The following is a 25,691-nucleotide window of genomic DNA, read 5'->3' on the forward strand; positions in this document are numbered from 1 at the left end:
CCTGACCACCTCGCCGACTCGCCGCACCATCTGGCCGGGCTTGCCGCGTCGGACCCCCGGGCCTGAACGCCCCGGGGGCGGCTCCGGTCGCGGAGGACCCGGCTCGGCCGGCCGCGGGTCTCAGGCGTTCAGGGTGATGTCCGAGGCCGGGACCGCACAGCACATCAGTGCCTGGCCCGGACCGACGGGGGTGGCGGGAGTGAGGAGGTGTGCCGTGTCGCCCTTCACCGGTTGGCGGCAGGTGCCGCACGCGCCGGCGCGGCAGGCGGCGGGCAGGCGGAGGCCGGCGGCTTCGGCGAGGTCCAGCAGCGTTCCGTCCTCGGGCGTCCAACGGGCCTCGACGCCGCTGGTGGCGAACCGTACGGTGAACGGCCCAGGCGAGGGCGGCGGCAGGTCGGTGAGGGGGGCCGCCACCGGTGAGAAGAACGGCTCGTCCGTGACGGACTCCTCGGGCAGCCCGGCCCCGCGCAGCGCGATACGTACCGCTTGTACGAAGGGGGCAGGCCCGCAGAGGTAGGCCTCGGTCAGCGGGTCCGCCACCAGGCGCCCCAACTCCTCGGCGGTGGGGCGTCCTTGGCGGGCTTCCGGCGGCAACGGCCCCTCGGGCGCGGTGAGATACAGACGGGCCCGCGTGTTCGGGAGCCGGTCCGCCAGCGCGGTGATCTCCTCCCACAGCGGTGTCTCGCGCGCGGTCCGGGCCACGTTCACCACCGTGACCGGCCGCTCCGGAGCCGTCGCCGCGACGGACCGCAGCAGCGGGAGGACGGGGGTGATCCCGATCCCGGCGGCCATCAGCAACAGGGGGCGTTCCGGGTCCCGCGAGATCAGCGGGGTGCCGTAGGGGCCGGAGATCAACAGCTTGTCGCCGGGGCGCAGTTCATGGAGCAGCGAGGAGACGCGGCCCCCGTCGAGGCGCTTCACGCTGACGCTCAGCTCCCCCGGGGCGGCGCCGGTGATCGTGTAGCAACGCCAGAGCGGCCCCTGCCCGTCGCTCGTGTGCACGCGCAGATGCTGCCCCGGCGCGCAGATGACGTCCGCCGGATCGCGCAGCCGGAGCGTGGCGACGCTCGGGCTGCGCGGCAGCCGGCCGGCCACGGTGGCGTAGCGCGGCCGGTCCGGGGCGGCGGCGGGCAGCAGGGCGCGGGCGACCCGTGTGCCGGTGTCGGCGAGCCGGTCGCCGACGGCGACCGGTCCGCCGCCGACCACGCGTGCGTAGACCCCGCAGTACAGATGGCCGAAGCGGGAGGCGAGCAGCACCGGCACGTTGAGGTCGCGGGCGGCACTGTCCGGGTTGACCGTGGTCGCCCGGCAGCGTTCGGTGGCCTGGACGATCTCCAATTCGGCGTCGCCCAGCCGTACACGCCGTCCCACCAGGTCCAGCTCCCGCCAGGCGCCGAGCCCGGCGACGTAGAGATTGGCCCGGAAGCGGCTGGGGTCGAGCGGCACGTCGCCCGCAGCGGCCAGCGCGTCGAGCGTGTCCAGATTGACGAGCGAGACGGCGGCCTTCGGCCAGTCCCACAGCGGCACCCCGGTCGACTCGACCGTCACGGGACCGAGCGGGCCGGCCGGGAACCAGTCGCGCAGCGTCCGGCCCGCCCGCGCCACGTCGGCCGGGCGGGGCCGGCCCGCGTCCAGCCGTACGACGACGACCTCGCCCTGCGGTGAGCCGATCCGCAGCTCACCCGCGCTCTCGTCGAGCGTCAGCCGGTGGCGCGCGAGCGTGGCGTTCTTGACGAGCCGCAGGAACGCCTCGCTCGGCACCCATTCGGCCCCTGTGGCGGCGGCCACGGAACCGTTGCTCAGCGCGAGGATCCGGTCCAGGGGCAGCCCGGCGCCGGGGGTGAGCGTCACCTGGTCGAGCGGCTGGCCATTCATGCCCTTGACCGGGTAGCGGACGATGCGGGTGACACGGGCGAGCGGGGCGCCGACCAGTGGGGCGCGGCCGAGCGGGGCGTACGACGGCGCGGGAGCCCGACTCACAGGTCGTTCCAGCTGTCGCCGGTGGCGGTGCACGGCCCGCCCGCGTGGTAGCGCAGCCCCCGCCGGTCCAGATCGATACCGATCGTCAGCAGCGTCCGCCACTGGTGCTGGAACTCCAGACCGGGCTTGGGGTGACAGCACAACGGCGCGCCGTCCTCCTCGTGCACGCGCATCAGCTCCAGCCAGTGTGCCGGGTCGCCGGAGACGATCAGCTCCCGCCGGTCGCTCAGCCGCTTGTACCGGGGGTGCGTGCTCGCGGCGGCTGCCGCTTCCTCGCCGAGCGCGAGTTCCGGGTCGAGGAAGTGGTTGGTGTGCAGGAGTACGCCGTCGGGGTCCGGCCGTACCAACGCCGAGCCCCGCGGGCTCAGTTCGATGCTCGCCGCCTCACCCCGCCGTCCGTCGTAGGTGACCACGGTGAGCACGGTGGACGCGGAGACCCGCGCCGAATCCGCGATGTCGGCCGCCTCGGCGACGGTGCGGGCCTCGTCCAGGACGCGGCGGGCGACCGCGTGGACGGGGACGCCGATCGACTCACCGTCGTCCTGGTGACTGAGGATGTTGAAGTGCACGCCCAGACCGGCGTCGTTGACACCGATCTTGGCCAGCACACCGGCCTCGGTGAAGGCCCGGACGCCACGGCCGGGCGAGGGACGGTAGGCGGTCAGGACCCTGGAGCCGGCCATCTCGTCGTGCCAGTCCCAGGTCTGGATGGTGTGAGGGGCGCCGGGCCCGCCCACGTACACGGCGGTGGAGCATTCCCCCTCGGCGGTGGCGCCGACGGTCGCCAGGATCTCGGTACGCGCGTTGACCATGGCGATCTCCCAGTCCCGCACCCCGGCTCCGGCCGCGGCCGAGACCAGTTCGGTGGCCAGGTGCGGGGCCCACCCCTCGATCTCGGACAGGGCCTGTTCACCGTACGGGCGCAGGTCCTCCGGGCGGACCCGGACGGCGTCGAAGAGTCTTCGGTAGGCGGCGATGTTGTCCCGTATGCGTGCCGCGTACGCGGTGCCGAGCGCGAGACCGCGCCGGGCGGGGTCGGTCTCGTCGCTGCGGGAGAGGGGGAGGGGCATGGCGGACCTGTCTGTGGGGAGGCTTCCGGCCGGGGTCAACGGACGCTGCTGAGGATCGCGTCCCACATCACCTCGGCGGCGACGGATCCGAGCGCGACGGATGTCAGGGAGTCCTCCCCGGTGCGCGTCGGGTTCCTGGGCAGGTCCACCTCGTCGGTGGTGAGGGTGAAGAGGGTGTCCCCGTCGAGGTTGGTGTGGAAGGGCTGGATGCCGCGGTGCATGGAGCCGTGCACCTGGCGGCCGAAGTAGTCCAGTTCCCGGTCGCCGAGGCGGACGTTGGTGATCAGGACGGAGATGGTGGTGTTGCCGGGCGCGGTGGTGGGGGTGCCCCCGGCGAAGGCGTCCGCGTAGTCGAGCTGGGGGAGCCGCCGGGTGCCGGTGGCCGCGTCGTAGTTGCCGCGTACGACGGTGCCGTCCCGGTCCACGATCACCCCCACCGCGTTGACGACGGTGGCCGCGAGGATCTTGACGTCCCCGATCCGGCGGAACGCGGCGCCCTGGCCGGCGAATTCGCAGCGCTCGTGCTCGACCTTCCCCACCGACGCCGCGGATCCGGCGCCCCGGCGGCCCACGGGGAACCTGCCCGGCCGCGCGGCGAGCAGCGCGGCACGGCCGAGCGCGGCGTCCGGGTAGACGGCGTTGTCGCGTGCGGCGAAGTCGTAGATGATCGCGCCGGCCACGCACTGGAGGTGCTCCCAGCCCGCGTTGTTCTTCTCGCGGCGCAGCAGTTCCGTGGCGACGCCGGGCGCGGCGCCGAGCCCGTACAGGGATCCGCCGGCCAGACAGATGGCGTGCGCGTAGTTGTCGCCCCCGTACGTGAGGCCGATGGCGCCTCCGCGTGCGTCGATCGACATCCGCGCCCCGGCCGGGACATGGACGACGGTGGCGCCGGTGGGGCCCTCGGCGTACTCGGCCGTGCCGACCTCGACGCCGGGGAAGTCGAACTCCACGATCCGGTCCCCGGGGGCGGTGACGGGCCGCAGCGTGTAGTCGTCGTTGCTCAGGGAGGGGCCGAAGGAAGGGACCGGGACCAGCGCGTGCCGGTCGTTGGCGTGCCGGTCTTCTGCCGGGCGGTCGTGCGCGGTGCGGTCGTCCGCGGGACGGTCGGGGCTGGTCACAGTGTCTCCAGGAGTCTTCGTGAGTAGGGGTGTTCGGGGGTGGCCCAGAAGCGCGCGGTGTCGGCCAGTTCGACGATCGAGCCCTCGCGCATCACCGCGATGCGGTGGGCGAGATAGCGGACCGCCGCGAGGTCGTGGGAGATGAACAGGGCGCCGAAGCCGTGCTGGGACTGGAGGTCATGGATGAGGTTGAGGGTCTGCGCCTGCACCGAGACGTCCAGCGCGCTGACCGCTTCGTCGAAGACGATGAAGCGCGGACGGGTGATCAGGGAGCGGGCGATGGCGACGCGCTGGCGCTGGCCGCCGGAGAGTTCGTGCGGGAGCCGGTCGCCGTAACTCGGGGGCAGGCCCACCTGGTCGAGCAGACGGGTCGCCTCGGCGTGGTGGGCGCGCGGGCGACCTCCCTCGGTCGCGGTGAGGGGCTCGGCGACGCAGTCCAGGACGGACATACGGGGGTTGAGCGACCAGTGCGGGTTCTGGAGCACGGCCTGGATCCGGCCGGCCCGGGAGCGCCGGCCGCCGTGGGGCGAGCCGAGGAAGCGTACGGCGCCGGAGGTGGGCCGCAGGAGACCCAGCGCGACGGAGCCGGTGGTGGACTTGCCGGAGCCGGACTCTCCGACCAGGCCGAGGGTTTCTCCGGCGGCGATGGTGAAACCGACCCGGTCGACGGCGGTCAGGGTGCGGCGGCGACGGCCGGCCCCGGAGGCGAAGACCACGGACACGTCGTCGAGTTCCAGCACGACATCCCCGGGCGGGGGTTGGCCGGCGGCGCCGGTGGGCCGGCCGGGCGCGGGCCCGGCGCCGTACGCCTGTTCCTCGTTCATCGTGGGGTCTCCATCGGCTGGGGCGGCAGTGGCGCGGAGGGCCGGGGCACCGGGTGGTGACAGAGCACGACCCGGCCCGACTCGCCCGCCTGGGCGGGCCGTTCGTCGTGGCAGAGGTCCGTCGCAGCGCCGCAGCGCGGGGCGAAAGCGCAGCCGGGCGTGGAGCCGAGCAACGCGGGCGGGGCTCCCCCGATGGCGCGCAGCCGTTCGCCGGCCGCCGCGCGGGCCGGGTCGGCGGTGGACAGGGCCGCGGTGTAGGGGTGGCGGGGCGCCGCGAGCACGTCGGCAGCCGGGCCGTCCTCCACCACGCGTCCGCCGTACATGACGGCGATCCGGCCGCACCACCGGGCGACGCCGCCCAGGTCGTGGCTGAGCCACAGCACGGTGGTGCCGTTGGCCTCGGCCAGGGAGAACAGCAGGCGCAGGACGTCCTGTCGCACCTGCGCGTCCAGCGCGGCGGTGGGTTCGTCGGCGATGAGCAGGTCCGGGTCCCTGGCCATCGCCATCGCGATGGTGACGCGCTGGGCCATGCCGCCGGAGATCTCGTGCGGATACAGCCGCAGGACGCGTTCGGGTTCGGGGATCCGGACCTGGCTGAGCCGGGCCAGGAGCCCGGCCCGGTCGGTCGCGGCCCCGGTTCCCCGCAGGGCCAGGGCGAGTTGGCGTCCGACCCGGAGGGTCGGATCGAGGGCGCCGACCGGGTCCTGCGGGATGAAGCCCAGCCGTTCCCGGCGCAGTCGGGCCACGCGGTCCGCCGGAAGGTCCAGCACGGACTCCCCGTCGATCAGCACGCGGCCACGCGGATAGCGGGTGGCGGCGGGCAGCAGCCGGCCCAGCAGCAGTCCGAGCGTGGTCTTGCCGGAGCCGCTCTCGCCCACGATGCCCACGTGCTCGCCGCGTTCGACCGAGAGACTGGCTCCGTCCAGCGCCCGTACGGTCTGCCGTGCGGTGTGGTACTCGGCCACGATGTCGTCGACTTGGATCAGCGGGGTCATTTCAGCGCTCTCGCTTCTCTGGGTTCCCACCGGTCGCGCATGCTGTCGCCGATGAGGTTGATCGACACGATGGCGGCCACGAGCACCACACCCGGCGCCACGATCAGCCAGGGGGCGTTGACCATGTAGAGGCTGCCCTCCTGGATCAGCAGTCCGAGGGAGGCGTCGGGGAGTTGGACGCCGTAGCCGAGGAAGCCCAGCCCGCCTTCGACCAGGATGCCGACCGACAGGGCGTAGGTGCCCTGGACGGCGATGGTCCCGGAGACGTTCGGCAGGATGTGCCTGCGCATGATCGTCGTGGCGCGTACGCCGCTGATCCGGGCGGCGGTGACGAAGTCCCGCCGGGCGACCGTCCGGGCCGCCGTGGCGATCATGCGGGTCATCAGGGGCACCGTGACGAGCACGATGCTGGTGAGCGCGGCGGGCTGACCGGGGTTCAGGACGGCGGAGACCAGGACGGCCAGCACGATGGTGGGGAAGGAGTAGAGGACGTCGCCGAGCCGGGTGATCACTTCGGCCGTTCTGCCGCCCCGGTATCCCGCGACGATGCCCAGGGCGGTGCTGATCAGGGCCGCGAGCAGTACGGCGGCCGAGGAGAGCAGCAGGGTGGTGCCGATGCCCTGGAGGAGCCGCGGCAGCAGGGAGCGGCCTAGGTTGTCGGTGCCGAGGAGTCCGTCCTCGCCGGGCGGGGTCAGGCGCCGGCCGACGGTCGCGTCGGGAGCGCCGCCGAGGCCGGTGAGATGGCTGAGCAGGGTGGCCGCGACGAGGACCACCAGCGTCCACGCGGCGATCCGGAAGAGCATGTCGAAGCCGCTCATCGCGAGGACGCCGCGCAGCCGTCCGGTCCAAGTCCGGCCCTCGGTACGGGGCTTGGCGATGGCAGGAGGTTCGGGCGGTGCCTTCGGCACCGGTGTCCGGGTGGTGTCGGCTGTCATGACCGGGCCTTTCCGGCGAGTGCGCTGATCCGGGGATCCACCAGCCCGCAGATGAGGTCGATCAGCAGGTTGGTCGTGATGAACACGGCGGCGGAGAGCAGCACGCCCGTCTGGACGACCGCGTAGTCGCGCCGGTCGAGCCCGTCCACGAGGAACGAGCCGAGGCCGGGAGCGTTGAACAGGCGCTCCACGATGACCGCTCCGCCGAGCAGATAGGCGCTGAGGGTGGCGGTCAGGGTCAGCACCGGGATCGACGCGTTGCGCAGCACGTGGTGGCGGACGATGAAGGAGACCGACTCGCCGCGGGCCACCGCTGCCGCGATGTGCGGCTCCACCAGGACCCCGAGCACGGCGTCGCGGGTGGTGCGGGCGACGGCGGCGACGCAGAACACGGAGAGCACGCAGGCGGGCAGGAGCAGGGAGAGCGCCGACCGGAGGGGCCCCTCGGACCAGGGGACGTACTCCCCGACGGTGAGACCGAGGCTGTAGCGGGTGAACAGGAACACCACGAGACTGCCCAGGACGAATTCCGGCACGCTCAGCCCGAGGCTGCCGATGAGCCGTCCGGCGCGACCGCCGCCCTTGCCGCGGGTGCCGGTCCAGACCCCGAGGGGAATGCCGATGAGCACGGTGAAGGCGAGGGCGAGGCCGGTCAGGGTGAGGGTGACGGGCAGCCGGGCCGCGAACTCGGCGCTGACCGGGGACCGGCTGGCCATCGAGATGCCGAAGTCGCCCTGGACCGCGTTGAGCAGCCAGTGTCCGTACTGCTCGGGCAGTGAGCCGCCGAGGCCGAACCGCCGCGCCGCCTCGGCCTTGTCGGCGGAGGTGGCGAGCGGGCCGAGGACCAGGTCGGAGTAGCGGCCGGGCATCGCGCGGACTGCCGCGAAGATGAGGATGGAGACCCCGGTCATGGTGAGCGCGGCGGCGGTGAGACGTCCGAGGACCCAACGGAGGTAGGCCATGGCGACTACTTCGCCGCCGGGAGCGTGAAGTCGGTGACGTTCCGCAGGATGTTGCCGAAGCCTTCGTTGGCATACAGGGTGGGGCTGACCTTGTCGGTGCGCAGGCCGATCGCTCCGGGGCGGGTGACCAGGGGCAGCATCTCGGCGTTGGTGTCGACGCGGTCGCACACCTCGCGCAGCGTCCGCTCGCGCGCGTCACCGGCGGGCTGGGCGGACGCCGAGTCGATCAGCTCGTCGAGTTCCTTGTCGTCGCCGATGAAGCCGGCGGAGAAGCCCGCGACGACGGGGTTCCACCAGCGGGAGACCATGGCGGCGTCCACGTAGCCGGCGAACCAGCCGATCGCCATGTCGAAGTCGGCCTTCGGGGCGAAGACCCGTTCGTTGTAGGTCGAGTCGTCCAGCTTCTCGATCTCGACGGTGACGCCGACGGCCGCGTACTGCTGCTGGATCACCTGGGCGATCTGGCCGAGCGCCGGCTCGGAGGTGTAGACGGCGAGACGGAGTGTCAGGTTCTCGGCTCCTGCGGCCTTGAGCGCGGCCTTCGCGTCGTCGGCGGCGCGGGCGCCGGGCAGGTCCGCCGGGTCGCAGGCGCCGGGCAGCACCACGGGTGTGACGCCGGTCGGCCTCGCCTGTCCGCCGAGGGCGACATCGGCCATCTGCTGCCGGTCCAGGGCGGAGTTCAGCGCGAAACGGATCTTCCGGTCCGCCAGCGGGGATTTCGGATTCCGCGAGTTCTGGATGAGGTAGTAGAAGTCGCTGTTGTTCTGGTTGACGACTTTCGCGTTCCGCGTTCCGCTCAACTGGTCGATGGAGTCGACATTGTTGAAGAAGGCGAACCCGGATGTGCCATTGCGTACGGCGGCCAGCCGGGCGGCCTCCTGCGGCACGATTTCGACCTTGAGTTCCTCGATGTCGACCCGGTCGGCGTCACGGTATTTCGCGTTCTTCGCGAACGTCCAGCCGCGGTCCTGCCGGTGTTCCCGCACGGTGAACGGGCCGGAGCCGAGCATTTCCTTGGTGACGTCCAGCGACCCGTCCTCGATCTCCTTCATCGGCAGGACGGCGGCGGGGGTGTTGGCGAGCGCGGCGAGGAACGGCGTGTAGGGCTTGGAGAGTTCGACCGTGACCTCGCCCGGCGCGGACGCGGTCACCGATTCGACGGGCCCGAGCTGCCCCACGTACGGGCCCTTGGACTTCAGGAGCCGGCGCAGGCTGCCCACGGCGTCGTCGGCGGTGACGGCGCGCCCGTTGGAGAAGGTGGCGCCTTCGCGGAGCGTGAAGACGTAACGGGTGGGGGTGGGCTGCTTCCATGCCGTGGCCAGCAGGGGCTTGATCTCGAAGCCCGGTCCTATGGTGACCAGCGGTTCGTAGACGAGCGAGCCGAGCATCCAGGAACGGGCGCTGGAGGCCGTCTGCGGATTGACTCCGTCGGCCTCGACGGAGTCGTAGTCGAGCTGGACGGTGAGCGAGCCGCGCCCGGTGAGGCTGTCGTCGGCGACGGTGAGAAATCCGGGCTTCTCCTGCTTGCCCGCCCGGTCCTGCCCGCCCTGGGAAGCGGGGGACGAGCAGGAAACCAGGGCGGCCGACAGAACGGCAGAACACGCGATGACCGTACTTCTTCGCACGTGGTCCCCTCCTTGTACGAGCCTTGTACGAGACAAGTGCCGGATCGTTCCGGCGTGAAGGGGAAGTTACGTCGTCCGAAATTCGATTGTCAATGGATGGCGGCGAATTGGTCCGAAGCGTTGTCCGGTCCGTCCGGGGCCCGGGAAAATGGGCGCGGGTCTTTCCGGGCGACGTGAATCCGTCGTCCGGAAAGACCCGTGGAAAGCGGTGTCAGAGGCCGGTCGAAGCGCGAGTGTGGAGACTGATCGGGAGTGATCTGACCGTGCCACGCGGAGCGCGGCCGGCCAGAATTTCGCAGAGCAGGCGCGCGCACTCCGCGCCCATGTCACGGGGGCGCAGATCGATCGCCGTGATCGGAGGGTCCGAGAGCCGCATTCTGGTGCTGTCGACACACGAGGCGAGGAGCAGATCCTTGCCGACCGTACGGCCGGCCGCCCGGATCTCGGGGAGCACGGTCACGGCCGCCCCGTCGGCGGCGCAGACGATGGCGTCGGTCTCCGGCGCCCCGGCGAGCATCCTGGCCACCTCGGTGCGCAGCACCTCGGGAGGCGAACCGAAGGGGGCCTTGTAGACGGTGACGGGCAGGCCGTTGCGCGCACACCAACGGCGGTAGGTGTCGAGGACCGTCGTGGCCCACTCCGCGGTGCTGTCCGAGGCGAGTAAGGCGGGCCGGGTGGCGCCCGCGGCCCGCAGATGGTCGAGCAGTTCGACGGCCGTCGTCTCGTGGTCCGACCAGACGACCCCGGTGGACTCCTTGTCGCCCACGTACCGTTCGGCGGTGACGACCGGCAGCCCGGAGTTCATCAGGGCCTCGACGACCGGGTCCCCGGCCATCGGGTCGCACAGGACCAGCCCGTCGACCTGGGGCGGCGCCCCACGGTGCGGCAGATGGCCGGAGGAGATCATCGTGACGTTGAGACTGGCCCGCGTCGCCTGCTCGATCACCCCGAAGACGAAGGACATGTAGTACTCGGCGCTCGTCAGGAACTCCGGGATGTGCAGCGCGATGGTCTCGGTCACCGACGTACGCAGCGAACGGGCGTTCCGGTTGGGCGAGTAGCCGAGCCGCCGGGCCGCCGCCTCGACCGCCTCCCGGGTCGCGCCGGAGACCCGGCCGTGCCCGCGCAACGCGTCCGACGCGGTCGTCTTGGAGACCGCCGCCTCCCGCGCCACGTCCGCGATGGTCGGGGGCGGGGCTTCGTCGGAGCGGGGCCGGGCGCTGGGGACCGGCTCCCGGTGCCCGTCCGGGACGTCGGACCGGCTCGGTGTCGTACGGGGCATCCGGTTCACCATCCGTGGGTCAGGGTGTCGTCGAGCGCGGCGACGAAACGGTCCGCGCTCTCACGGGTCAGACAGAGCGGGGGCTTGATCTTGAGGACGCACTGCCGGTCCGAGGTCGGCTGTACGACGACGCCCAGTTCGCGCAGCCGCTCACAGATCGCCGCGGTCTCTTCGGGGGCCGGCTCCAGGGAGGTCCGGTCCCTCACGAACTCCACCCCGAGGTAGAGCCCCGTCCCGTGCACCGCGCCGATCAGCTTATGCCGGTCCGCCAGTGCCAGCAGCCGGTCGCGCAGATGGCCGCCCACGGTCCGGGCGTTCTCCTGGAGTCCCTCGTCGCGCAGCGCGTCGAGCACGGTGAGCCCGACGACCGAACTGACGGGGCTGCCACCGGCCGAGGAGAAGAAGTACCCCTGGGAACGGTAGGCGTCGGCGATCTCCTTACGGGTGATCACGGCGCCCAGCGGGTGACCGTTTCCCATCGCCTTGGCGACGGTGACGATGTCCGGTACGACTCCCTGCTGTTCGAAGCCCCAGAAATACGAGCCGAGCCGCCCGTATCCGACCTGCACCTCGTCGGCGACGCACAGACCGCCCGCCGCGCGGGTGGCCTCGTACACCTGCCGGAGATAGCCGTCGGGCAGGGCCATACCCCCGGCGTTCCCGTAGTACGGCTCGCAGATGAACGCGGCGGGCGGGCGCCCCGAACGGGCCAGCTCCGTGATCGCCTCGGCCGCGAGCGGGCCGTACCGCCCGGCGTCCGGTCCTCGGTGGATGCCCCGGTAGGAGTTCGGCGCGGGCAGTACGTGCACCCAGTCGGGGCGGGAGGTGAGCGCGCCGGGGTTGTCGGCGACCGAGGTCGAGACGGCGTCGGAGGCGTACGTCCAGCCGTGGTACGCCTCACCCACCGCGACGACGTCCTGCCGCCCTGCGGCGGCCCAGGCCAGACGCAGTGCCAGATCGACCGCCTCCGAGCCGCTGTTCACCAGGAACACGGTGTCCAGGCCGTCGGGGAGTAGTCCGGCCAGCCGCTCGGAGAGGGCGACCACCGACTCGTAGTGGAAACGGGAGTTGGTGTTGAGGCGCTGCCACTGCCGGTGGACGGCTTCGCTCAGCACCGGGTGGCCGTGACCGAGGATCGTCACGTTGTTGAGCATGTCCACATAGCAGCGGCCCTCGGTGTCGACGAGGTGCTCACGCCAGCCGCGTTCGATGCGCGGCGGCGCGTCGAAGTAGTGCTCCTGCACGGTGGCGAAGGAACGGTCGCGGCGCTCCAGAAGAGCCGGGGCGCCTTCGGCTCCGGTGCCGGGCGTGGTGGCCGTCCCGGCGGGCGCGAACAGCGCGGCGGGATCGGGGCAGACCGCGAGCCAGCCGTCGGCCAGTCCTGCGGGGACGGTACGGGGCGCGGGGCGGCCGGTCAGGCGGGAGAGCTGGACATGTGCGGCGGTACCGTCCGGCCGGGCGGCGACGGTACCGAGGAGTGCCCCGGCGGGAACGGCGCCGTCGGCGCTCCCGGACCCGTCGGTGCTGTCGCTGCTGTCGGTGCCGTCCGCGCCGTCGATGACCTCGATGCCGTCGAGCACCAGGCTCCACCCGCCGTCGGTGCGCAGGGTCACCCCGTCCGGCGCGTGCCGTACGAGCGTCCCGGCCCAGGGGGCCCGGAGCGCGGTCGGGGCCGCGACCCACAGGTCGACACCGAGTGCGAGCGTGGGGGCGTCCGGGTCGTCCGGCCGGGAGCGGGTCAGCCGGTACTCGCCGTGCCGGGTCCGTACGGCCGTAACGCCGCCGTCCAACGCCCGTGCCGCCAGGGCCGATTCGACCCCGGTGTCCAGCCAGCGCCCCGCGTGCAGGGCGTCGCCCTCCACCGACAGGTCCAGTGTCCCGACGCCGGTGGTCAGGTCGGGCAGGAGCGGGTGCCCGGCCGTCGGCGGGCCGGGCGCCGGGGCGAGCGGCGGGGCGAAGTGGCCCAGGACAGCGCGCAGTTGGGCCGCCATGACCTCCGCCGGAACGGACACGGCGGCCTCGAACATCACCCACTCGCGTTCCAGCGCCGTCCCCGCGTACTCGTTGCCGGGGTCCTGGAGGATGTCGTACTGCCCGCTCACGACCAGGACCGCGGTCCGCAGGACGACGAGCGGCCACAACGCGTCGGTCTCCGGACCGTCCAGCGGGCGCAGTTGGTGGAAGGCCCGCACGGCGGGCAGAACCGACGCCGGGGTACAGCCGTGGTGGTGGAGCACGGACGCGCAGGTCACGGCGAGTTCGGCGACCGCCCAGCCGTACCCGAGGTCACCGAAGTCGATCACGCCCACGGGCATGGGCCGGCCGTCCTGGCTCTTCTCGCACACCACGTTGTTGTCGGTGAGGTCGCCGTGGATCAGCTGGACCGGCAGTGCCCCTTCGAGGGAGCGCAGCCGGGCCTGGGCGGCGCGTGCCTCGCTCACCACCCGGGCGGCCCGCTCCCGGTCGGTCATGAAGGGGGCCAGCGCCTCGACCACGTCGGCCGCGTTGCGCAGGTCCCACAGCCGGGGCCGGTCCGCGTCCGGCACGGTGAGCGCGGCCAGGGACGAGACCGTACGCCCGGCGAGTTCACCGAGCCTGGCGACGACATGGGGCGAGAGATAGCGGCTGTCCATGATCGGCTCGCCCGGTACGTAGTCGAAGAGCCGGCAGTGCAGCGTCACTCCGTCGACGGTGACGGGCTGGACGAAGGCGCCGTCGACACCCGCCCGTGCCCGGGGCAGCCGGAGCGCGGGGTGGGCGTCGGCGAGATGTTCGCAGGCGGTGACCTGGGCGCTCAGCGTGGCGGGGTCGGAGACCGGGTTCGCGATCTTCAGGACGTGGTCGCCGCCGGACTCCGTGCGTACGCGGTAGTTGCGGTCCTGCTGACTGCCGAGATCGCGGACGGTCCCCCGTACCCCGAACCGTTCGCGCAGCACGCCCGCCACCGTGGCGTCGTCGACGGGAATCATGGACGGGACCTGCCAGTCCGCAGCCGAGAACCCCATTCTGCTCCCCTCCGAGCGCCTGATCCGGCTCCGCGCGCTGCGTGCCGGATCGTTCCGGCGCAATCTAACCAGGGGGAATGTGTCTGTCAACGGTCTGGGATTCCGCCACTGTCCGGGCGCGGGTGTGGTGACCACGGCTACCGCCGGACATCTGGAGCCACTGGTCACCGACGCTCGTGGGCACCTCGTCCCATCGCCTCTGACGCCCGGTCCACCGTTGGGTATCGAAAAAGACGCCGGATATGAACAGAGCGAAAGCCAGATCACCCCGGGATCGGTGGCCGCACTGTTCACCGACGGAATGCTGGATGCCCGGCGCCTGGGAACCGACGCCGCGATTCGCCGGCTCGCCGGCCTGCTGACGGAAAACCGCGGCGAGGATCTGGAAACGCTGGCCGATCGGATGGTCGGAGGTGGTCACCAACGCGTTGATACACGCTCAGAGCGACGTGGACCTGCGCTTGCGGGAGTATCCGGACCGCATACGGGTGGAAGTCCGCGACAGTGACCCGTATCCACCGGTGCCCACCACCCTCCTCCATGGCGACGTCCGCAACCAGGAGGCCGAGTCCGGACGAGGACTCCTGATCGTCGAGGCACTCGCTCGGACCTGGGGAAGCTCGCCCTCAGGGCGAGGCAAGACTACGTGGTTCGAGTTCGGCGTCCGCGGTGGACAACCTGAGGCCCGGTCCGGCAGCGGGGTCTGAGCCCCCCAGCAGGGCGGAGAACCTGTCGGTGACCTCGGTCAGGGCCTCGGCGGCGGCCGGCGCGATCGTCAGCGTGCCGTCGTCGCCGACGGTGATCTCCTTGTCGAGCGTGAACCAGCCGGGCGTGATGTGCCCGGCACCCATGGAGCTGAGCACCGGGCGCAGCGCGTAGTCGATCGCCAGGACATGGGCCGTGGTGCCGCCGGTGGCCAGCGGCAGCACCGTCTTGTCGGTCAGCGCGTACTGCGGCAGCAGGTCGAGCAGCGACTTCAGCAGTCCCGAGTAGGCCGCCTTGTAGACGGGGGTGCCTATCACCACCCCGTCCGCCCGCGCGAACAGCGCCGTGGCCTCGATGATCGCCGGGTGACGGAAATCGGCGCCGAGCAGGGCATCGGCGGGCAGGGTGCGTACGTCCAGCGCGATCACGTCGTGGCCCTGGCGGCGGAGCCGGTCGTTCAGATGGCGCAGAAGCCGCGCGGTGCGGGAGGTGGCGGAGGGACTACCGGAGACGGACAGGATGGCGGCCATATGAGGACCCTTCCGGGGTTGGGGGTTCAGAGGTACCGGGGGACCGGCCGGTTCGGTCAGGCCGGCGACGCGACAGTCGGACGGCGGTTCTCACCACGCGCTGGATTCCACCGCGACCACGGGCACCAGCTCGTTGCGCAGCGTCTCCAGGAAGGTGACGATCTCGGCCGCCACCGAGCGGTGCTGCACGTCGTTCAGGACGTCGTGGTGGGCACCGCGGACCACCGAAAGGCGGGCACGGGCACGTGACTTGGTCGTGCGGACGACAGCGTCCAGGTCCGCGAGCGGGTCGCTGTCGCCGACGAGGAACAGCGCCGGGACGTCGGCCTCGCTGCCGAACGCGGCCCTGAGCAGTACGTCCGGCACCGCGTCGCCGAGCGAGCCCCTTCGCACCTGTGAGTCGTCGGTGAGCGTGCCTCGATGGGCCGGGCAGGAGGTGCGTACGTCGAGTTCCTCGTCCCAGGTGCCGGCGCTGGCGACGGCGCCGCCCGGAAGCCCCGCGAGAACGACGGCGTCCGGCCGGAGAGCGGCCAGGGCCTCGTCCCTGCCGAGGAGCGCGGCGACGGCGACGGCTCCGGTGTCGGCCCCCACCAGCACGACGGGCCGCACGACAGCGGAGTCGTCGGCGGAGTCCGTGGCGCCGGCGATGCCCGAGGTGCCGGCGACGGCCTTTGCGAGCCGGCCGCCGAAGCGGTCCAGCGAGCCCGCCAGGTCGCCCGTGTCGATGGCCGGGGCGTCGACGACACGGACGCGGTACGCGTCGGCGGCGAGCCGCCTGCCGAGCCTGGCGTAGGTCGCGCGGGTCTCGCCACGGCCGGGCACCACGATGACGGTGGCGCGCGTGCGCAGGCCCTCGGGGCCGTAATGATCGGTGTACTCGGTCATCTCACACTCCTGCGGGTTCGGGGACCGGTCCGGCGGCGGGCGCGGGCTGCCAGCCCAGGGCGGGTGCCACCTCGGTCGCGATGAGTTCGAGCGCGCGGAGCGCGGCGTCCTGGTCCGGGACGGCGGGATTGAACTGGGTGATCAGGTCGGTCGCGACAGGCAGGACCCGCTCCCGCCGGAGCGCCTCGACGATCTCCTCTGGAGCGCCGTAGAAGGAGTGGAAGCGACGCAGCGCCTCGTCCACGGACAGGCCCTTCGGAAAGGCGCCGCCCTCCGCCATGCGCAGCGCCGCCCCGTGGACGTCGTCGCCGATCTGCCGGAGCGCCGTGCGCCTGTCCTTCGCGGGGAACACGAACCGGGACAGCCCGATCCGCGGTCGCCGGGGCCGGTCCCAGGCGGCCAGGTACGCGTCCGCCCAGGGGCGCTGCACCTCGTCGGTGGGGGCGTCGAATCCGTACGCCGCACGGTTGAGCAGCAGGTTCGAGCCGCCGGCCGCGGCGTAGGCCGCCCCGCTCTCGCCGAAGACACCCTGCCAGATCCGGTCCGAGAAGCCGGTGGACGCCGGCTGGATGCGGAAGCCGGGCGTACGCACCTCGTCGTTGGCCAGGGCGTGGCGCAGCACATCGAGGTTCTGGCTGGTCAACTCGCGTTTACGGGCGACGTCCTGGCCGAACGCGGCGTACTCCTGCGCGTTGTAGCCGCTGCCCACTCCGATCTCGACGCGCCCGCCGCTGAGGGCGTCCACGGTGGCGACGTCCTCGGCGAGGCGGACCGGGTCCTCCAGCGGAAGGACCGTGATGGCGGTGCCGAGCCGGATCCGGGTGGTCCTCGCCGCCGCGTGGGCGAGGAACGTCCACGGTGAGGAGAGACCGCCCCCGCCGGCGGGCACATGGTGCTGGGCGACCCAGCCGACGTCGAAGCCGAGTTCGTCGGCGGCGACGAAGAGGTCCTGCGCGTTGCGGTAGATCCGGGCCTGGTCGCTGCCGCGGCCCTGGACGTGGGTGAGAAAGCCGAGTCTGAAGCGCGCTGTCTCGGTGGTCATGGCGAGTGCCTTTCGGAGACCGGACTGGACCGGGGGAGTGGCGGCTCAGTCGTTGGCGAGCTGGGGCTCGTGGGTGTGGCGGTTGGCGGGAACCGGCAGGCCGAGGTTGCCGCGCAGGGTGTCGGCCGCGTACTCGGTGCGGAACAGACCGCGCTTCTGGAGGATCGGGACGACACCGTCGACGAAGAGACTGAGGTCGTCGTCGGTGCGGAACGCGAGGTTGATGCCGTCGAAGGTGCCGGCGTCGAACCACTCCTCGATGGTGGCGGCGACGGTCTCGGGCGCGCCGACGAACGGCGACCGGCGGAACTCCCCGAGCGAGTCGGCCACTTGACGCAGCGTCAGATTCTCGGTACGGGCCCGCTCGATGATTCTCGCGGCGCCCGTACGGCCGCCCTTCTCGGCGAGATGGGCCACGTCCGGGAACGGCGCGTCCAGATCGTGCCGGCTGAAGTCGTACGCCCCGAAGGAGCGGCCCAGGAGGGCGAGATTACGGTCGAAGTCGTTGTCCTCATCGAAGATCTCCCGCTCGCGGCGCCGGGCTTCCTCGTCGGTGCCGGCGACGACCGGACCGCCGTGGATGAAGATCTTGATGTGGTCGGGGTCGCGCCCGTACGCCGCGGTGCGCCGCTTGATGTCCTCGTAGTAAGCGCGTGCCTGTTCCAGCGTTCCGCCCGGCGCGTAGATGCCCTCGGCGACCCGCGCGGCGAGATCGCGGCCCTCCTCGGAGACCCCGGCCTGGAAGATCACCGGCTGGCCCTGCGGCGAGCGGGAGAGGTTGAGCGGGCCCGCGATCTCGAAGTGCTCACCGGTGTGGTCGAGCGCGTGGAGCTTGGCCGGGTCGAGGAAGACGTCGCGCGCCACGTCGGCGGGGAAGGCGTCGTCCTCGTAGGAGTCCCACAGACCGCGGGCGACCTGCACGAACTCCAGCGCGCGGCCGTAGCGGGTGGTGTAGTCGAGGTGTTCGTCGAGCCCGAAGTTCCTGGACGTGCCCGTGTCGAAGCTGGTCACCACGTTCCAGCCGGCGCGTCCGCCGCTGATGTGGTCGAGCGAGGCGAAGCGGCGGGCGAGGTTGAACGGTGAGTTGTACGTCGAACTCGCCGTGCCCACCAGCCCGATGTGCCGGGTGTGGGTGGCCACCGCGGACAACAGGGTCAGCGGTTCCAGCCGGTTGAGGTAGTGCGCCGGGTAGGTGGCGTTGATGAACTGGCTGTCGACCACGAACAGCGCGTCGAAGAGCGCGTGTTCGGCCGCCTGGGCCTGCCGGATGTAGTAATTGATGTCGATGCTGGCGTTCTTGGCGACGCGCGGGTCCTTCCAGAGACCGTGCTGGCCGGGGCCGCCGACGCCGTAGGGGTGCAGCGCGAGATGGATCGTGCGGGACATGGCTCTTCCTGTCTGTCGTGGGCTCAGGGGTTCAGCAGCGCGCGCAGGGCTTGGCGCTCGGCCCTGTCCGCCGGGGCGGTGTGCAGGGTGGGAGCGGAGCGGACGAGCAGCCGCGTGTACGGGTGTCGCGGCTGGTTGACGACATCGCGGGCTTCGCCGACCTCGACGAGTTCGCCCTGGTGGAGGACGGCGATGCGGTCGGCGGTCCCGGCGACGGAGCCGAGGTCGTGGGAGATGAAGACGAGCGAGACCCCGGTGGCGCGCAGTTCCTTGAGGATCCCGAGGATCTGGACGCGGTTGGCGGAGTCCAGGGCGCTGACGGGCTCGTCGAGGATGACCAGCCGGGGTTCGGTGATCAACGCGCGGGCCACCGCGACGCGTTGGCGCTGTCCGCCGGACAACTCTCCCGGCAGCCTGCCGAGAAGCTCTTCCGTGAGGCGTACCCGGGCGAGGAAAGCACGGGCGCGCCCGGCCGCTTCCCGGCCCGGGACACCCTGGACGAGCAGCGGCTCGGTCAGCGAGTCCTCGACGGTGAGATCCGGGTCGAGGCTGCGCAGCGGATCCTGGAAGACGTACTGGACCACCCCGCGCCGGCGCAGGTCGCGCCACTGCCGTCTGCCGTACGCGCTCACGTCCTCACCGCCGATGACGACCGAACCCGCCGTGGGGCGGACGAGGCCGAGTACGGCCCGCGCGAAGGTGGACTTGCCCGATCCCGTCTCGCCGATGACGCCGACGGTCTCGCCGGGTGCGACGCTCAGCGAAATTCCGGCCAGGGCGCGCCGGCGCCGGCGGCGCGAACCGTAGTGGACCTCCAGGCCGGTGACCTCCAGGACCGGCTCCCGGGCCGGCGACCCGGTGGTCACGACGCCTCCTTGGACAGCGCGGGGGCCCGCGGGGCGAGGAACTTCTCCAGGCCGTACTCCTCGTGCCCGGCGATGAGCAGCCGGGTGTACTCGTGCCGCGGATCGTGGAGCACGGCACGCGTGGGACCGTGCTCCACGACCTCGCCCTCCCTCATCACCAGGACCTCGTCGCACATCTGGGCCACGACGGCCAGGTCGTGGGAGACGACGACGAGGGCCAGACCGGCCTGTTCGCGCAGGTCGGCGAGGAGGTCGAGGATCTCGGCCTGGACGGTGACGTCGAGTGCCGTGGTGGCCTCGTCGGCGATCAGCAGCTGCGGGTCGGCCGCGATGGCCGCCGCGATCAGCACGCGCTGGAGCATGCCGCCGGACAGCTCGTAGGTGTACTGGCCGTAGACCAGCTCCGGGTCACGCAGCTGGACCGCCCGCAGCAGATCCAGGGCGAGCCGCCGTGCCGCACGCCGCTTCAGCCCCTTCTTGACCCGGATCACCTCAGCGATCTGCGCGCCCATACGGATCGAGGGGTTGAGGTAGGACGCCGGATCCTGGAAGACGGCGCTGATCGTGCCGCCCCGCAGGGCCGTCCACCGACGCGGCGTCAGCGTGCTGATGTCGGTGCCGTTGATCGCGATCGACCCGCCGGTGACCTCGAAGTGCGGGGGCAGGATGCCCAGCGCGGCGCGGCAGGTGAGGGTCTTGCCGCTGCCGGACTCGCCGACGATCCCGACCGTGCTGCCCGCCGTGAGTTCGAAGCTCACCCCGTGGACGATCTCGCGGCGGCCGGCCCGGTCGCCGACGCGTACGTCGCGCAGGGCGAGCACCGGCGGGGCCGTGGGACCGGCCGTCGGACCGGCCGTGTCGGGTGAGTTGGTCCTCCCGGTGCTTTCCGGGGCCCGCGGGCTCTGCCGGCCCCCCGGGGCGAAGTTCTCGGACAGCGTCGTCATGACGTACCTCCGGCGGGCGCGGGGCCGGCCTTGTCGATGCGGCCGGCGCGGGCCTCGCGGTTGTTGACCAGTGCGCGGCCTGCCTCGCCGGACACGTCACGGATGGCGTCGGCGAGCAGATTGGCGGCCCAGACGGTGGCCATGATCAGCAGTGCGGGAGGCAGCGGCGCCCACGGCCGGTGGCTGAGATAGCCGAGGTCGGAGGCGAGCAGACCGCCCCAGGTGGGCGCGGGCGGCTGGACGCCGATGCCGAGGAACGTGAGGCTCGCGACGATCACGAATCCGACGCCGATCGTCTGGGCGAGCGCGACCGCTATCGGCGGCAGCACCTTGGCCCAGACATGGCGGCGTACGACCCAGCCCAGCGACGCCCCCGAGATGAGCGCCGCTTCCACGTACTGCGAGCGGGCCACGGAGAGGGTGGCGGCGCGGGCCACCCGGTAGAACAGCGGGGACACCAGCGCGCCCGTGACCAGCATGGCCTGGGTGATCCCGTTGCCGAGCAGCGCGATCACGGCGACGGCGAACAACAGGAACGGCAGGGCGACCAGGGTGTCGGCCAGCCGCAGGGTGAGCCACTCGAAGACCCGGCCCAGATAGACGGACAGGATGCCGGGGATCGCGCCCACCACCAGTGCCACCAGGGCCACTTCGAGCGAGCCGAGCACACTGACGCGCGATCCGTCGAGCAGCCTGCTGAACACGTCACGGCCGAGGTAGTCCGTGCCCAGCCAGTGGGCACCGGACGCGGCGGCGAGCGTGTTGTCGCTGGTGGCCAGCGGGTCCTGCGGAGCGAGGAACGGCCCGAGTACGGCGAGCAGGGCGATCACGGTGAGGATGACCACGGCGATCCGGCCGGAGGTGAGTGAGAGGACGCGGCGCACCATGGTTCACACTCCCCGCTGGGACGCGGGCGTCACGCGCGCCAGCATCAGGTTGACGATCAGGTTGAAGCCGACGACAAGGACGATCGACACCACGAGGACTCCCTGTACGGCGGGTACGTCACCGGCCTGCGCGGAGTCGTTGGCGAATCGCCCGAAGCCCTGGAGACCGAAGATCCACTCCGTCACGACGGAGGCGCCCACCAGGGACGGGAACTTCAGGCCCAGGGTGGCGAGCGTCGGGCCCAGACCGTTGCGCAGCACATGGCCGAAGAAGATCCGGCGTGGGCTCAGCCCTCGTACCACCGCGCCCGTCACATAGTTCTCGGAGTAGGCGGCGATCAGACTCGTACGCAACTGGCGGGCGACGTCCGCGATGACGTCGAAGCTCAGCGCGACGGCGGGCAGGGTGATGTGCGCGAGCCATGGCCCGACGCCCTGCTCGGCCGGGACATAGCCGGCGGCCGGGAAGAGATGGAGCCCGACCGCGAGGACCGCGACCAGCACGATGCCGACCACGAACGCGGGCATCACCGAGATGACGGTGACGAAGCCCGTGATCGCCCGGTCGATCCAGGTGGTGCGCCGCAGGGCCGCCAGCGTACCGAGGAGAAAGCCGGCGGCCACGCCGATGACCAGCGCGAACGTCGCGATCGACAGGCTCACGCCCAGACCGAGGCCGATGAGTGTGGAGATGTCCGCGCCGTTGGTCCAGCTGGTGCCCAGCTCACCGTGGAGAACACCGCCGAGCCAGTCCCCGTACTGGACCAGGAAGGGCCGGTCGAGGCCCCATTGGGCCTCGACCCTGGCGATCGCCTCGGGCGTCGCCTCCTCGCCCAGTTGAATGCGGGCCGGGCTGAGCCCGCTCAGCGAGCGGAGCGCGAACGTCACGAACGTCGCGACCAGGAAGACCGGCACGAAGATCGCGACCGACCGGGCGACGACGCCGACGACGCGGTGCAGCGCGTGCCGCGTCCTGGCGGCGGCGACCTCGTGAGGCCGGTCGGGCGCCGGCTCGACCGCGGTCTTCGTCATGGGGCTGCCTCCTTTCTGTGATGGGGCTGATCCGCTGCGGACAGAGGTCAGTTGGAGCCGGAGACGGTCACGCCGGTCCAGTCGATATGGGCCGGATTCCGCGGCAGGTCCGAGATCGACTTGCTTTTCGCGATCAGGTTCGGCGAGGAGTACGTGAAGACCAGCGCCTCGCTCTTCAGACCGGCCCGGGTCGCCGCCTGGAGGACCTTCGGGTACTCCGGTGCCTCCAGTGGCGTCTGGCGCACCTTGGCGATGGCCGCGTCGAAGCCGGCCGGCTCGTAGGGCGAGCTGAGATTCAGCGGGCCGTCGGGACCGAAGTGGGCGGTGAGGGTCTGCGCGGCGGAGTCACGTCCCGTGGTGCCGTAGAGCGAGAAGGTGAGGTCCTTGGCGAAGAACGGCGTGGCCCAGTTCTTGTCGATCTTGATGTTGACGGTGATGCCGACCTTGGCCAACTGCGACTGGACGATCTCGGCCTGTGGGTCCTCCGCGGGGATGACCAGGTCGAGCTTGATGTCACCGGGCCGGTGACCCGCGTCGGCGAGGAGCTTCTTCGACTTCGCGGGGTCGTACGGGTACGCGTCGCGGGACCCCGGATCGTAGGCGACGTAACTCTCCGGGAACGGCTGGTTGGTCACCTCGCCGTAGCCGAACGTCATCTTGTCGACGAACTCTTGGCGGTTGACGGCATGGCGGACGGCGTCGACCACCCTGCTGTCGTCGAACGGGGCCTTGTTGACGTTCAGGCTGATGTTCGAGGCGTTGAAGCCGGGTTGGACGAAGACGTCCAGGCCGGCCTTCTTCGCGGCGCCCGCCTGGCTGGGCTCGATGTCCGCGAAGTTGTAGACGCCGGTCTGGAGGCCGGAGACGACGGTGGAGGCGTCGGGCGCGGACGTCAGCTCGACGTTGTCGATGTGAATGTTCTTCGCGTCCCAGTAGTCCGGATTCTTCTTCAGCACCGCCTTGGTGCCCGGTATCAACTGCGTGACGACGAAAGGCCCGGCGCCGACCGGGGCGCGGTCCAGCTCCTTCGGGGACTCGGCCGCCTTGGGGCTGGCGATCTGGAGCACCCGCTGACCGAGCAACTGCGGTATCTGGTAGTCGACCTGACTGAGGTTCACGACCGCGTCCAGCCCGTCGGCCTCCACCGACTCGATCGAGGTCAGGTCGCCGAAGAGGGCCGAGTCCTGCTGCTCCTTGGCCCGTTCGACCGCGGCCTTGACGGCGGTGGCGTCCAGAGGTTCGCCGTCACTGAACTTCAGGCCCGGACGGAGATGGAAGGTGATGCGGTCGCCCTTGTCGTTGTACTCCCAGCTCTCGGCGAGATCCGGGACCGCTTTGCCGCTCTCGTCGGTGCGTGTCAACGAGGCGTAGACCAGGGCGAGTTCGCGGAACTGGGCGCCGCTGCCGCTGACCACCGGGTCCCAGTGGGTCGGGAAGTAGGAAGAGGTCCACTTGAGTGTGGCGGCCGCGCCCGAGCCGGCGGCGTCGCCGCCGCACGCGGCGAGGGACGGGACGAGCACGGTGACGAGCGTGGTGCCGAGGGCGGCGAGGCGCAGCCGGCCGGCCTGGCGGTGGGATCGCCGGTGGGATCGGAGGTTCGACGGGCGGCGGAGCGTGAGTCGTCCGGACATGTCGTTCTTTCTCTGAATGATCCGTGCCCGTGACGGGGCGCCGGGATCTGCGGACGAAGGGGGGCCGCGTCCGCGCGGACATCGGCTCGTGCGGTGGCGGGCATGCCGACGAAGGCTTCGCTGCACACGTCGGGGACGCGCCATGCCCGGGGCGGGGGCGACGACGAATCGCGGGGGCGGCCAGGAATGCGGAGAAGAGGGGGAAGGAGGAGTCCGCGAAGATTCACCGGACCGGTCCTGGGTGCTGAGCGGCGGCGCGGGTTGACCGGCGACGACAACTGACGGCCCGCGAGGGCCCGCGCGGCTCGCCGGAGCGGCGGGCGGGCGATGTCGCCGGGGGCGTTCAGGCGCCGGTGGGCCGTGGGCGGCCGGCGGTCAGCGACAGAGAGCGCTGGACGTGCGCCGCAGATCCACGTAGCGGCAGACCACACCGGGATGCGTCGTCTTCATGCGGCACATCCTGGCGTCAGATCTCCGTGCCTGTCAATGGACACCAATTGGTGTCTCATTGGGCGGGACGGCCTCTGACCGCAGATCAGGGGCTCGCGGGACCGGAAGAGGTGACCTCCGGACGCGCCGCGGCCTCGTCCGGACGCAGCCACACGGGGCCGTTTCCGGTGTCCACCCGAACGGCGTGCGGCGGCGGCCAGGCGCCCTCCGTCAGCACCCGCCGCTCGGGGTCGGTCAGGCTCCGGTGGAGCTCCAACGCCCGTGCCGGGGAAAGCGGTTCGGCCGGCTTCCGCAGCCCTAGGCGAAGCTCGTCGACGGCCGCCGCGTACGCCTCGAAAGGCCGCCAGCCGGGCACCGCGCGGTACGTCGCGCCCGCGCGGAACACCAAGGTGGGCAGTGCGTAGCGGTGACCGCCGTCGAGGGTCTCCTTGGCCGCGCCCGGATGCGGCGACCCGCCCTGTACGGACAGGACTTCGGTCACCGGGCGGCGTGCCTCCGCGCGGTCGGCGCGGACCCGCTCCAGCACGTCGGCGGAGGCGGCGTCGGCCGCCAGGCGCCGCGGATCCAGACCGGGTACGCCACGCGCGGCGGACAGCGCCAGCGCGGTGGTGTCCGCCGGTTCGCCCAGCACGAAGACGCTCTCCCGCAGGCGCCGCAGCACGCGCTCGGCCACGTCGGCGCCCTGCGACTCCGCGGCCTTGGCCACGAGCGAGGACGGCCACGAACTCGCCGGCACACGCTTCAGCCGAAGCGGGCGGGGGGCGAGGGTGTGCGAGCTGATCCCGGTCACGTAACGCGTGTACCAGGCCGTCTCCGCCGCCGGGTCGGGCGCCGGATCGTCGTCGTGGTCGAAAAGGATCGCGTACGCGCGCCGCCAGCGGACCTCGCTGGTCAGTGACGCCCGCAATGTGCGGAACGTGGGCTCGGATCCCCACGCCCAGGGGCACAGCGGGTCGGTGTACTCCACCACCTCCAGCACGGCCGGCGACTCCGGTACGAGCGGTACGTGGCGTGCCCGGGGCGCGTGCGTCACGCGGCGCCGACCCTGGAGTCCCGCCCGGCCGCGCCCGCGGGGAGCAACGAGGCGAGGGTCCGTCCGCCGAGCAGCGCCGTCGCCTGGGCCTCGACCTGCCGCCACACCCCGGGCAGCGCTCCCGCCGGGCCGGGGTAGTCGAGCCCGGCCGGTGACTCGCCGCGCAGCGTGAGCACTTCGCCGTCGACGGCGCGCACGACGTCCAGCAGAGTGATGTCCTCGGCGGGCCTGCCGAGCCAGTAGCCGCCCTCGCAGCCGCGCTGGCTGCGAACAAGTCCCGCTCTGCGCAACTCACCGACCACGGACTTCAGGAAACGGAACGGAATCTCCTGCGAGGCGGCGATGGCCTCGCAGGTGAGCGGACGGGCGGGCTCACACGCGAGCTCCATCAGGGCGCGGGTGGCGTAGTCCGCCTTCGCGGAGATATGCATGACCACATCATGCAGGACCGCCCGCCCGAGGCGCGGGCTCCCGCCCGTTCGCCCCTTCCATTGCGGGAACATT

General features: G+C 71.8%; 23 protein-coding genes. 2 read left to right on the top strand and 21 right to left on the bottom strand.

The window, feature by feature from the left end:
• Positions 1-120 precede the first annotated feature (120 nt).
• The 10 genes from OIE74_RS33640 to OIE74_RS33685 all read right to left on the bottom strand — a co-directional run bounded on the left by OIE74_RS33640 (position 121) and on the right by OIE74_RS33685 (position 13,796).
• Positions 121-1,980 carry an MOSC domain-containing protein gene (locus OIE74_RS33640; protein ID WP_329390464.1) on the bottom strand — a complete coding sequence of 620 codons (1,860 nt, stop codon included), beginning with the start codon at positions 1,978-1,980 and terminating at the stop codon, positions 121-123.
• Positions 1,977-3,050 carry a C45 family peptidase gene (locus OIE74_RS33645; RefSeq protein WP_329390465.1) on the bottom strand — a complete coding sequence of 358 codons (1,074 nt, stop codon included), beginning with the start codon at positions 3,048-3,050 and terminating at the stop codon, positions 1,977-1,979. The genes OIE74_RS33640 and OIE74_RS33645 overlap by 4 nt, the downstream gene beginning before the upstream one ends.
• A 35-nt stretch (positions 3,051-3,085) precedes the next feature.
• Entirely contained in the window at positions 3,086-4,168 is a 1,083-nt protein-coding gene (locus OIE74_RS33650) for a P1 family peptidase (RefSeq protein ID WP_329390466.1), read from the bottom strand.
• Positions 4,165-4,992, bottom strand: coding sequence for an ABC transporter ATP-binding protein (locus tag OIE74_RS33655; protein WP_329390467.1), 828 nt, complete (start codon positions 4,990-4,992; stop codon positions 4,165-4,167). Before OIE74_RS33655 ends, OIE74_RS33650 begins: the two co-directional genes overlap by 4 nt.
• Positions 4,989-5,987, bottom strand: coding sequence for an ABC transporter ATP-binding protein (locus tag OIE74_RS33660; protein WP_329390469.1), 999 nt, complete (start codon positions 5,985-5,987; stop codon positions 4,989-4,991). The genes OIE74_RS33655 and OIE74_RS33660 overlap by 4 nt, the downstream gene beginning before the upstream one ends.
• Positions 5,984-6,922, bottom strand: coding sequence for an ABC transporter permease (locus OIE74_RS33665; RefSeq protein WP_329390471.1), 939 nt, complete (start codon positions 6,920-6,922; stop codon positions 5,984-5,986). Before OIE74_RS33665 ends, OIE74_RS33660 begins: the two co-directional genes overlap by 4 nt.
• Positions 6,919-7,884 (bottom strand): ABC transporter permease, encoded by a 966-nt coding sequence (locus tag OIE74_RS33670; RefSeq protein WP_329390473.1) that lies wholly within the window; start codon positions 7,882-7,884, stop codon positions 6,919-6,921. The genes OIE74_RS33665 and OIE74_RS33670 overlap by 4 nt, the downstream gene beginning before the upstream one ends.
• Before the next feature lie 5 nt (positions 7,885-7,889).
• On the bottom strand, positions 7,890-9,509 hold the full coding sequence (locus tag OIE74_RS33675; protein ID WP_329390476.1) for an ABC transporter substrate-binding protein: 1,620 nt from the start codon (positions 9,507-9,509) through the stop codon (positions 7,890-7,892).
• 211 nt (positions 9,510-9,720) lie between these two features.
• Positions 9,721-10,791: a LacI family DNA-binding transcriptional regulator gene (locus OIE74_RS33680; protein WP_329390478.1), complete on the bottom strand. Its 1,071-nt coding sequence runs from the start codon at positions 10,789-10,791 to the stop codon at positions 9,721-9,723.
• A 5-nt stretch (positions 10,792-10,796) separates the two neighbouring features.
• A complete protein-coding gene (locus tag OIE74_RS33685) occupies positions 10,797-13,796 on the bottom strand; it encodes an aminotransferase (protein ID WP_329390480.1) in 3,000 nt (999 codons plus the stop codon).
• Here OIE74_RS33685 and OIE74_RS38710 point away from each other — a divergent pair.
• Together OIE74_RS38710 and OIE74_RS38715 are read left to right on the top strand one after the other, a co-directional pair.
• The gene (locus OIE74_RS38710) at positions 13,759-14,304 is read left to right on the top strand and encodes a SpoIIE family protein phosphatase (protein WP_443076308.1); all 546 of its coding nucleotides are present in this window, start codon (positions 13,759-13,761) and stop codon (positions 14,302-14,304) included. The two genes, OIE74_RS33685 and OIE74_RS38710, sit on opposite strands and share 38 nt — an antisense overlap.
• Positions 14,246-14,503 carry an ATP-binding protein gene (locus OIE74_RS38715; protein ID WP_443076309.1) on the top strand — a complete coding sequence of 86 codons (258 nt, stop codon included), beginning with the start codon at positions 14,246-14,248 and terminating at the stop codon, positions 14,501-14,503. Before OIE74_RS38710 ends, OIE74_RS38715 begins: the two co-directional genes overlap by 59 nt.
• Here OIE74_RS38715 and ssuE read toward each other — a convergent pair.
• The 11 genes from ssuE to OIE74_RS33745 form a co-directional block, all read right to left on the bottom strand.
• Entirely contained in the window at positions 14,423-15,031 is a 609-nt protein-coding gene (gene ssuE, locus OIE74_RS33695; protein ID WP_329390484.1) for an NADPH-dependent FMN reductase, read from the bottom strand. The two genes, OIE74_RS38715 and ssuE, sit on opposite strands and share 81 nt — an antisense overlap.
• Positions 15,032-15,121: 90 nt before the next feature.
• Positions 15,122-15,916 carry an alpha/beta hydrolase gene (locus OIE74_RS33700; RefSeq protein WP_329390487.1) on the bottom strand — a complete coding sequence of 265 codons (795 nt, stop codon included), beginning with the start codon at positions 15,914-15,916 and terminating at the stop codon, positions 15,122-15,124.
• 1 nt (position 15,917) lies between these two features.
• Positions 15,918-16,958: an LLM class flavin-dependent oxidoreductase gene (locus OIE74_RS33705; RefSeq protein ID WP_329390489.1), complete on the bottom strand. Its 1,041-nt coding sequence runs from the start codon at positions 16,956-16,958 to the stop codon at positions 15,918-15,920.
• Between the two features lie 45 nt (positions 16,959-17,003).
• Entirely contained in the window at positions 17,004-18,344 is a 1,341-nt protein-coding gene (locus OIE74_RS33710; protein ID WP_329390491.1) for an NtaA/DmoA family FMN-dependent monooxygenase, read from the bottom strand.
• A gap of 23 nt (positions 18,345-18,367) precedes the next feature.
• Positions 18,368-19,210 (bottom strand): ABC transporter ATP-binding protein, encoded by an 843-nt coding sequence (locus OIE74_RS33715; protein ID WP_329390493.1) that lies wholly within the window; start codon positions 19,208-19,210, stop codon positions 18,368-18,370.
• Positions 19,207-20,154 (bottom strand): ABC transporter ATP-binding protein, encoded by a 948-nt coding sequence (locus OIE74_RS33720; protein ID WP_329390495.1) that lies wholly within the window; start codon positions 20,152-20,154, stop codon positions 19,207-19,209. The genes OIE74_RS33715 and OIE74_RS33720 overlap by 4 nt, the downstream gene beginning before the upstream one ends.
• Positions 20,151-21,041, bottom strand: a complete 891-nt coding sequence (locus OIE74_RS33725; RefSeq protein ID WP_329390497.1) for an ABC transporter permease — start codon at positions 21,039-21,041, stop codon at positions 20,151-20,153. Before OIE74_RS33725 ends, OIE74_RS33720 begins: the two co-directional genes overlap by 4 nt.
• A gap of 3 nt (positions 21,042-21,044) precedes the next feature.
• Complete coding sequence (locus OIE74_RS33730) at positions 21,045-22,073, bottom strand: ABC transporter permease (RefSeq protein WP_329390499.1); 1,029 nt, start codon at positions 22,071-22,073, stop codon at positions 21,045-21,047.
• Between the two features lie 47 nt (positions 22,074-22,120).
• Positions 22,121-23,704 (bottom strand): ABC transporter substrate-binding protein, encoded by a 1,584-nt coding sequence (locus OIE74_RS33735; RefSeq protein ID WP_329390501.1) that lies wholly within the window; start codon positions 23,702-23,704, stop codon positions 22,121-22,123.
• Positions 23,705-24,239: 535 nt separating this feature from the next.
• Entirely contained in the window at positions 24,240-25,187 is a 948-nt protein-coding gene (locus OIE74_RS33740) for a DsbA family oxidoreductase (RefSeq protein WP_329390503.1), read from the bottom strand.
• Positions 25,184-25,618: an RrF2 family transcriptional regulator gene (locus tag OIE74_RS33745; protein ID WP_329390505.1), complete on the bottom strand. Its 435-nt coding sequence runs from the start codon at positions 25,616-25,618 to the stop codon at positions 25,184-25,186. Before OIE74_RS33745 ends, OIE74_RS33740 begins: the two co-directional genes overlap by 4 nt.
• Between the last annotated feature and the right edge of the window lie 73 nt (positions 25,619-25,691).

This window comes from Streptomyces sp. NBC_01716, assembly GCF_036248275.1.
Classification (GTDB): domain Bacteria; phylum Actinomycetota; class Actinomycetes; order Streptomycetales; family Streptomycetaceae; genus Streptomyces.

Bases quoted from the DNA above. Each gene is read 5' to 3' on its own strand.
- OIE74_RS33730 (WP_329390499.1), bottom strand. From the start codon at position 22,073: ATGACGAAGACCGCGGTCGAGCCGGCGCCCGACCGGCCTCACGAGGTC.
- OIE74_RS33705 (WP_329390489.1), bottom strand. From the start codon at position 16,958: ATGACCACCGAGACAGCGCGCTTCAGACTCGGCTTTCTCACCCACGTC.
- OIE74_RS33745 (WP_329390505.1), bottom strand. From the start codon at position 25,618: ATGCATATCTCCGCGAAGGCGGACTACGCCACCCGCGCCCTGATGGAG.
- OIE74_RS33680 (WP_329390478.1), bottom strand. From the start codon at position 10,791: ATGCCCCGTACGACACCGAGCCGGTCCGACGTCCCGGACGGGCACCGG.
- OIE74_RS33720 (WP_329390495.1), bottom strand. From the start codon at position 20,154: ATGACGACGCTGTCCGAGAACTTCGCCCCGGGGGGCCGGCAGAGCCCG.
- OIE74_RS33670 (WP_329390473.1), bottom strand. From the start codon at position 7,884: ATGGCCTACCTCCGTTGGGTCCTCGGACGTCTCACCGCCGCCGCGCTC.
- OIE74_RS33710 (WP_329390491.1), bottom strand. From the start codon at position 18,344: ATGTCCCGCACGATCCATCTCGCGCTGCACCCCTACGGCGTCGGCGGC.
- OIE74_RS38710 (WP_443076308.1), top strand. From the start codon at position 13,759: ATGGACGGGACCTGCCAGTCCGCAGCCGAGAACCCCATTCTGCTCCCC.
- OIE74_RS33725 (WP_329390497.1), bottom strand. From the start codon at position 21,041: ATGGTGCGCCGCGTCCTCTCACTCACCTCCGGCCGGATCGCCGTGGTC.
- OIE74_RS33685 (WP_329390480.1), bottom strand. From the start codon at position 13,796: ATGGGGTTCTCGGCTGCGGACTGGCAGGTCCCGTCCATGATTCCCGTC.
- OIE74_RS33700 (WP_329390487.1), bottom strand. From the start codon at position 15,916: ATGACCGAGTACACCGATCATTACGGCCCCGAGGGCCTGCGCACGCGC.
- OIE74_RS33665 (WP_329390471.1), bottom strand. From the start codon at position 6,922: ATGACAGCCGACACCACCCGGACACCGGTGCCGAAGGCACCGCCCGAA.
- OIE74_RS33660 (WP_329390469.1), bottom strand. From the start codon at position 5,987: ATGACCCCGCTGATCCAAGTCGACGACATCGTGGCCGAGTACCACACC.
- OIE74_RS33735 (WP_329390501.1), bottom strand. From the start codon at position 23,704: ATGTCCGGACGACTCACGCTCCGCCGCCCGTCGAACCTCCGATCCCAC.
- OIE74_RS33655 (WP_329390467.1), bottom strand. From the start codon at position 4,992: ATGAACGAGGAACAGGCGTACGGCGCCGGGCCCGCGCCCGGCCGGCCC.
- OIE74_RS33645 (WP_329390465.1), bottom strand. From the start codon at position 3,050: ATGCCCCTCCCCCTCTCCCGCAGCGACGAGACCGACCCCGCCCGGCGC.
- ssuE (WP_329390484.1), bottom strand. From the start codon at position 15,031: ATGGCCGCCATCCTGTCCGTCTCCGGTAGTCCCTCCGCCACCTCCCGC.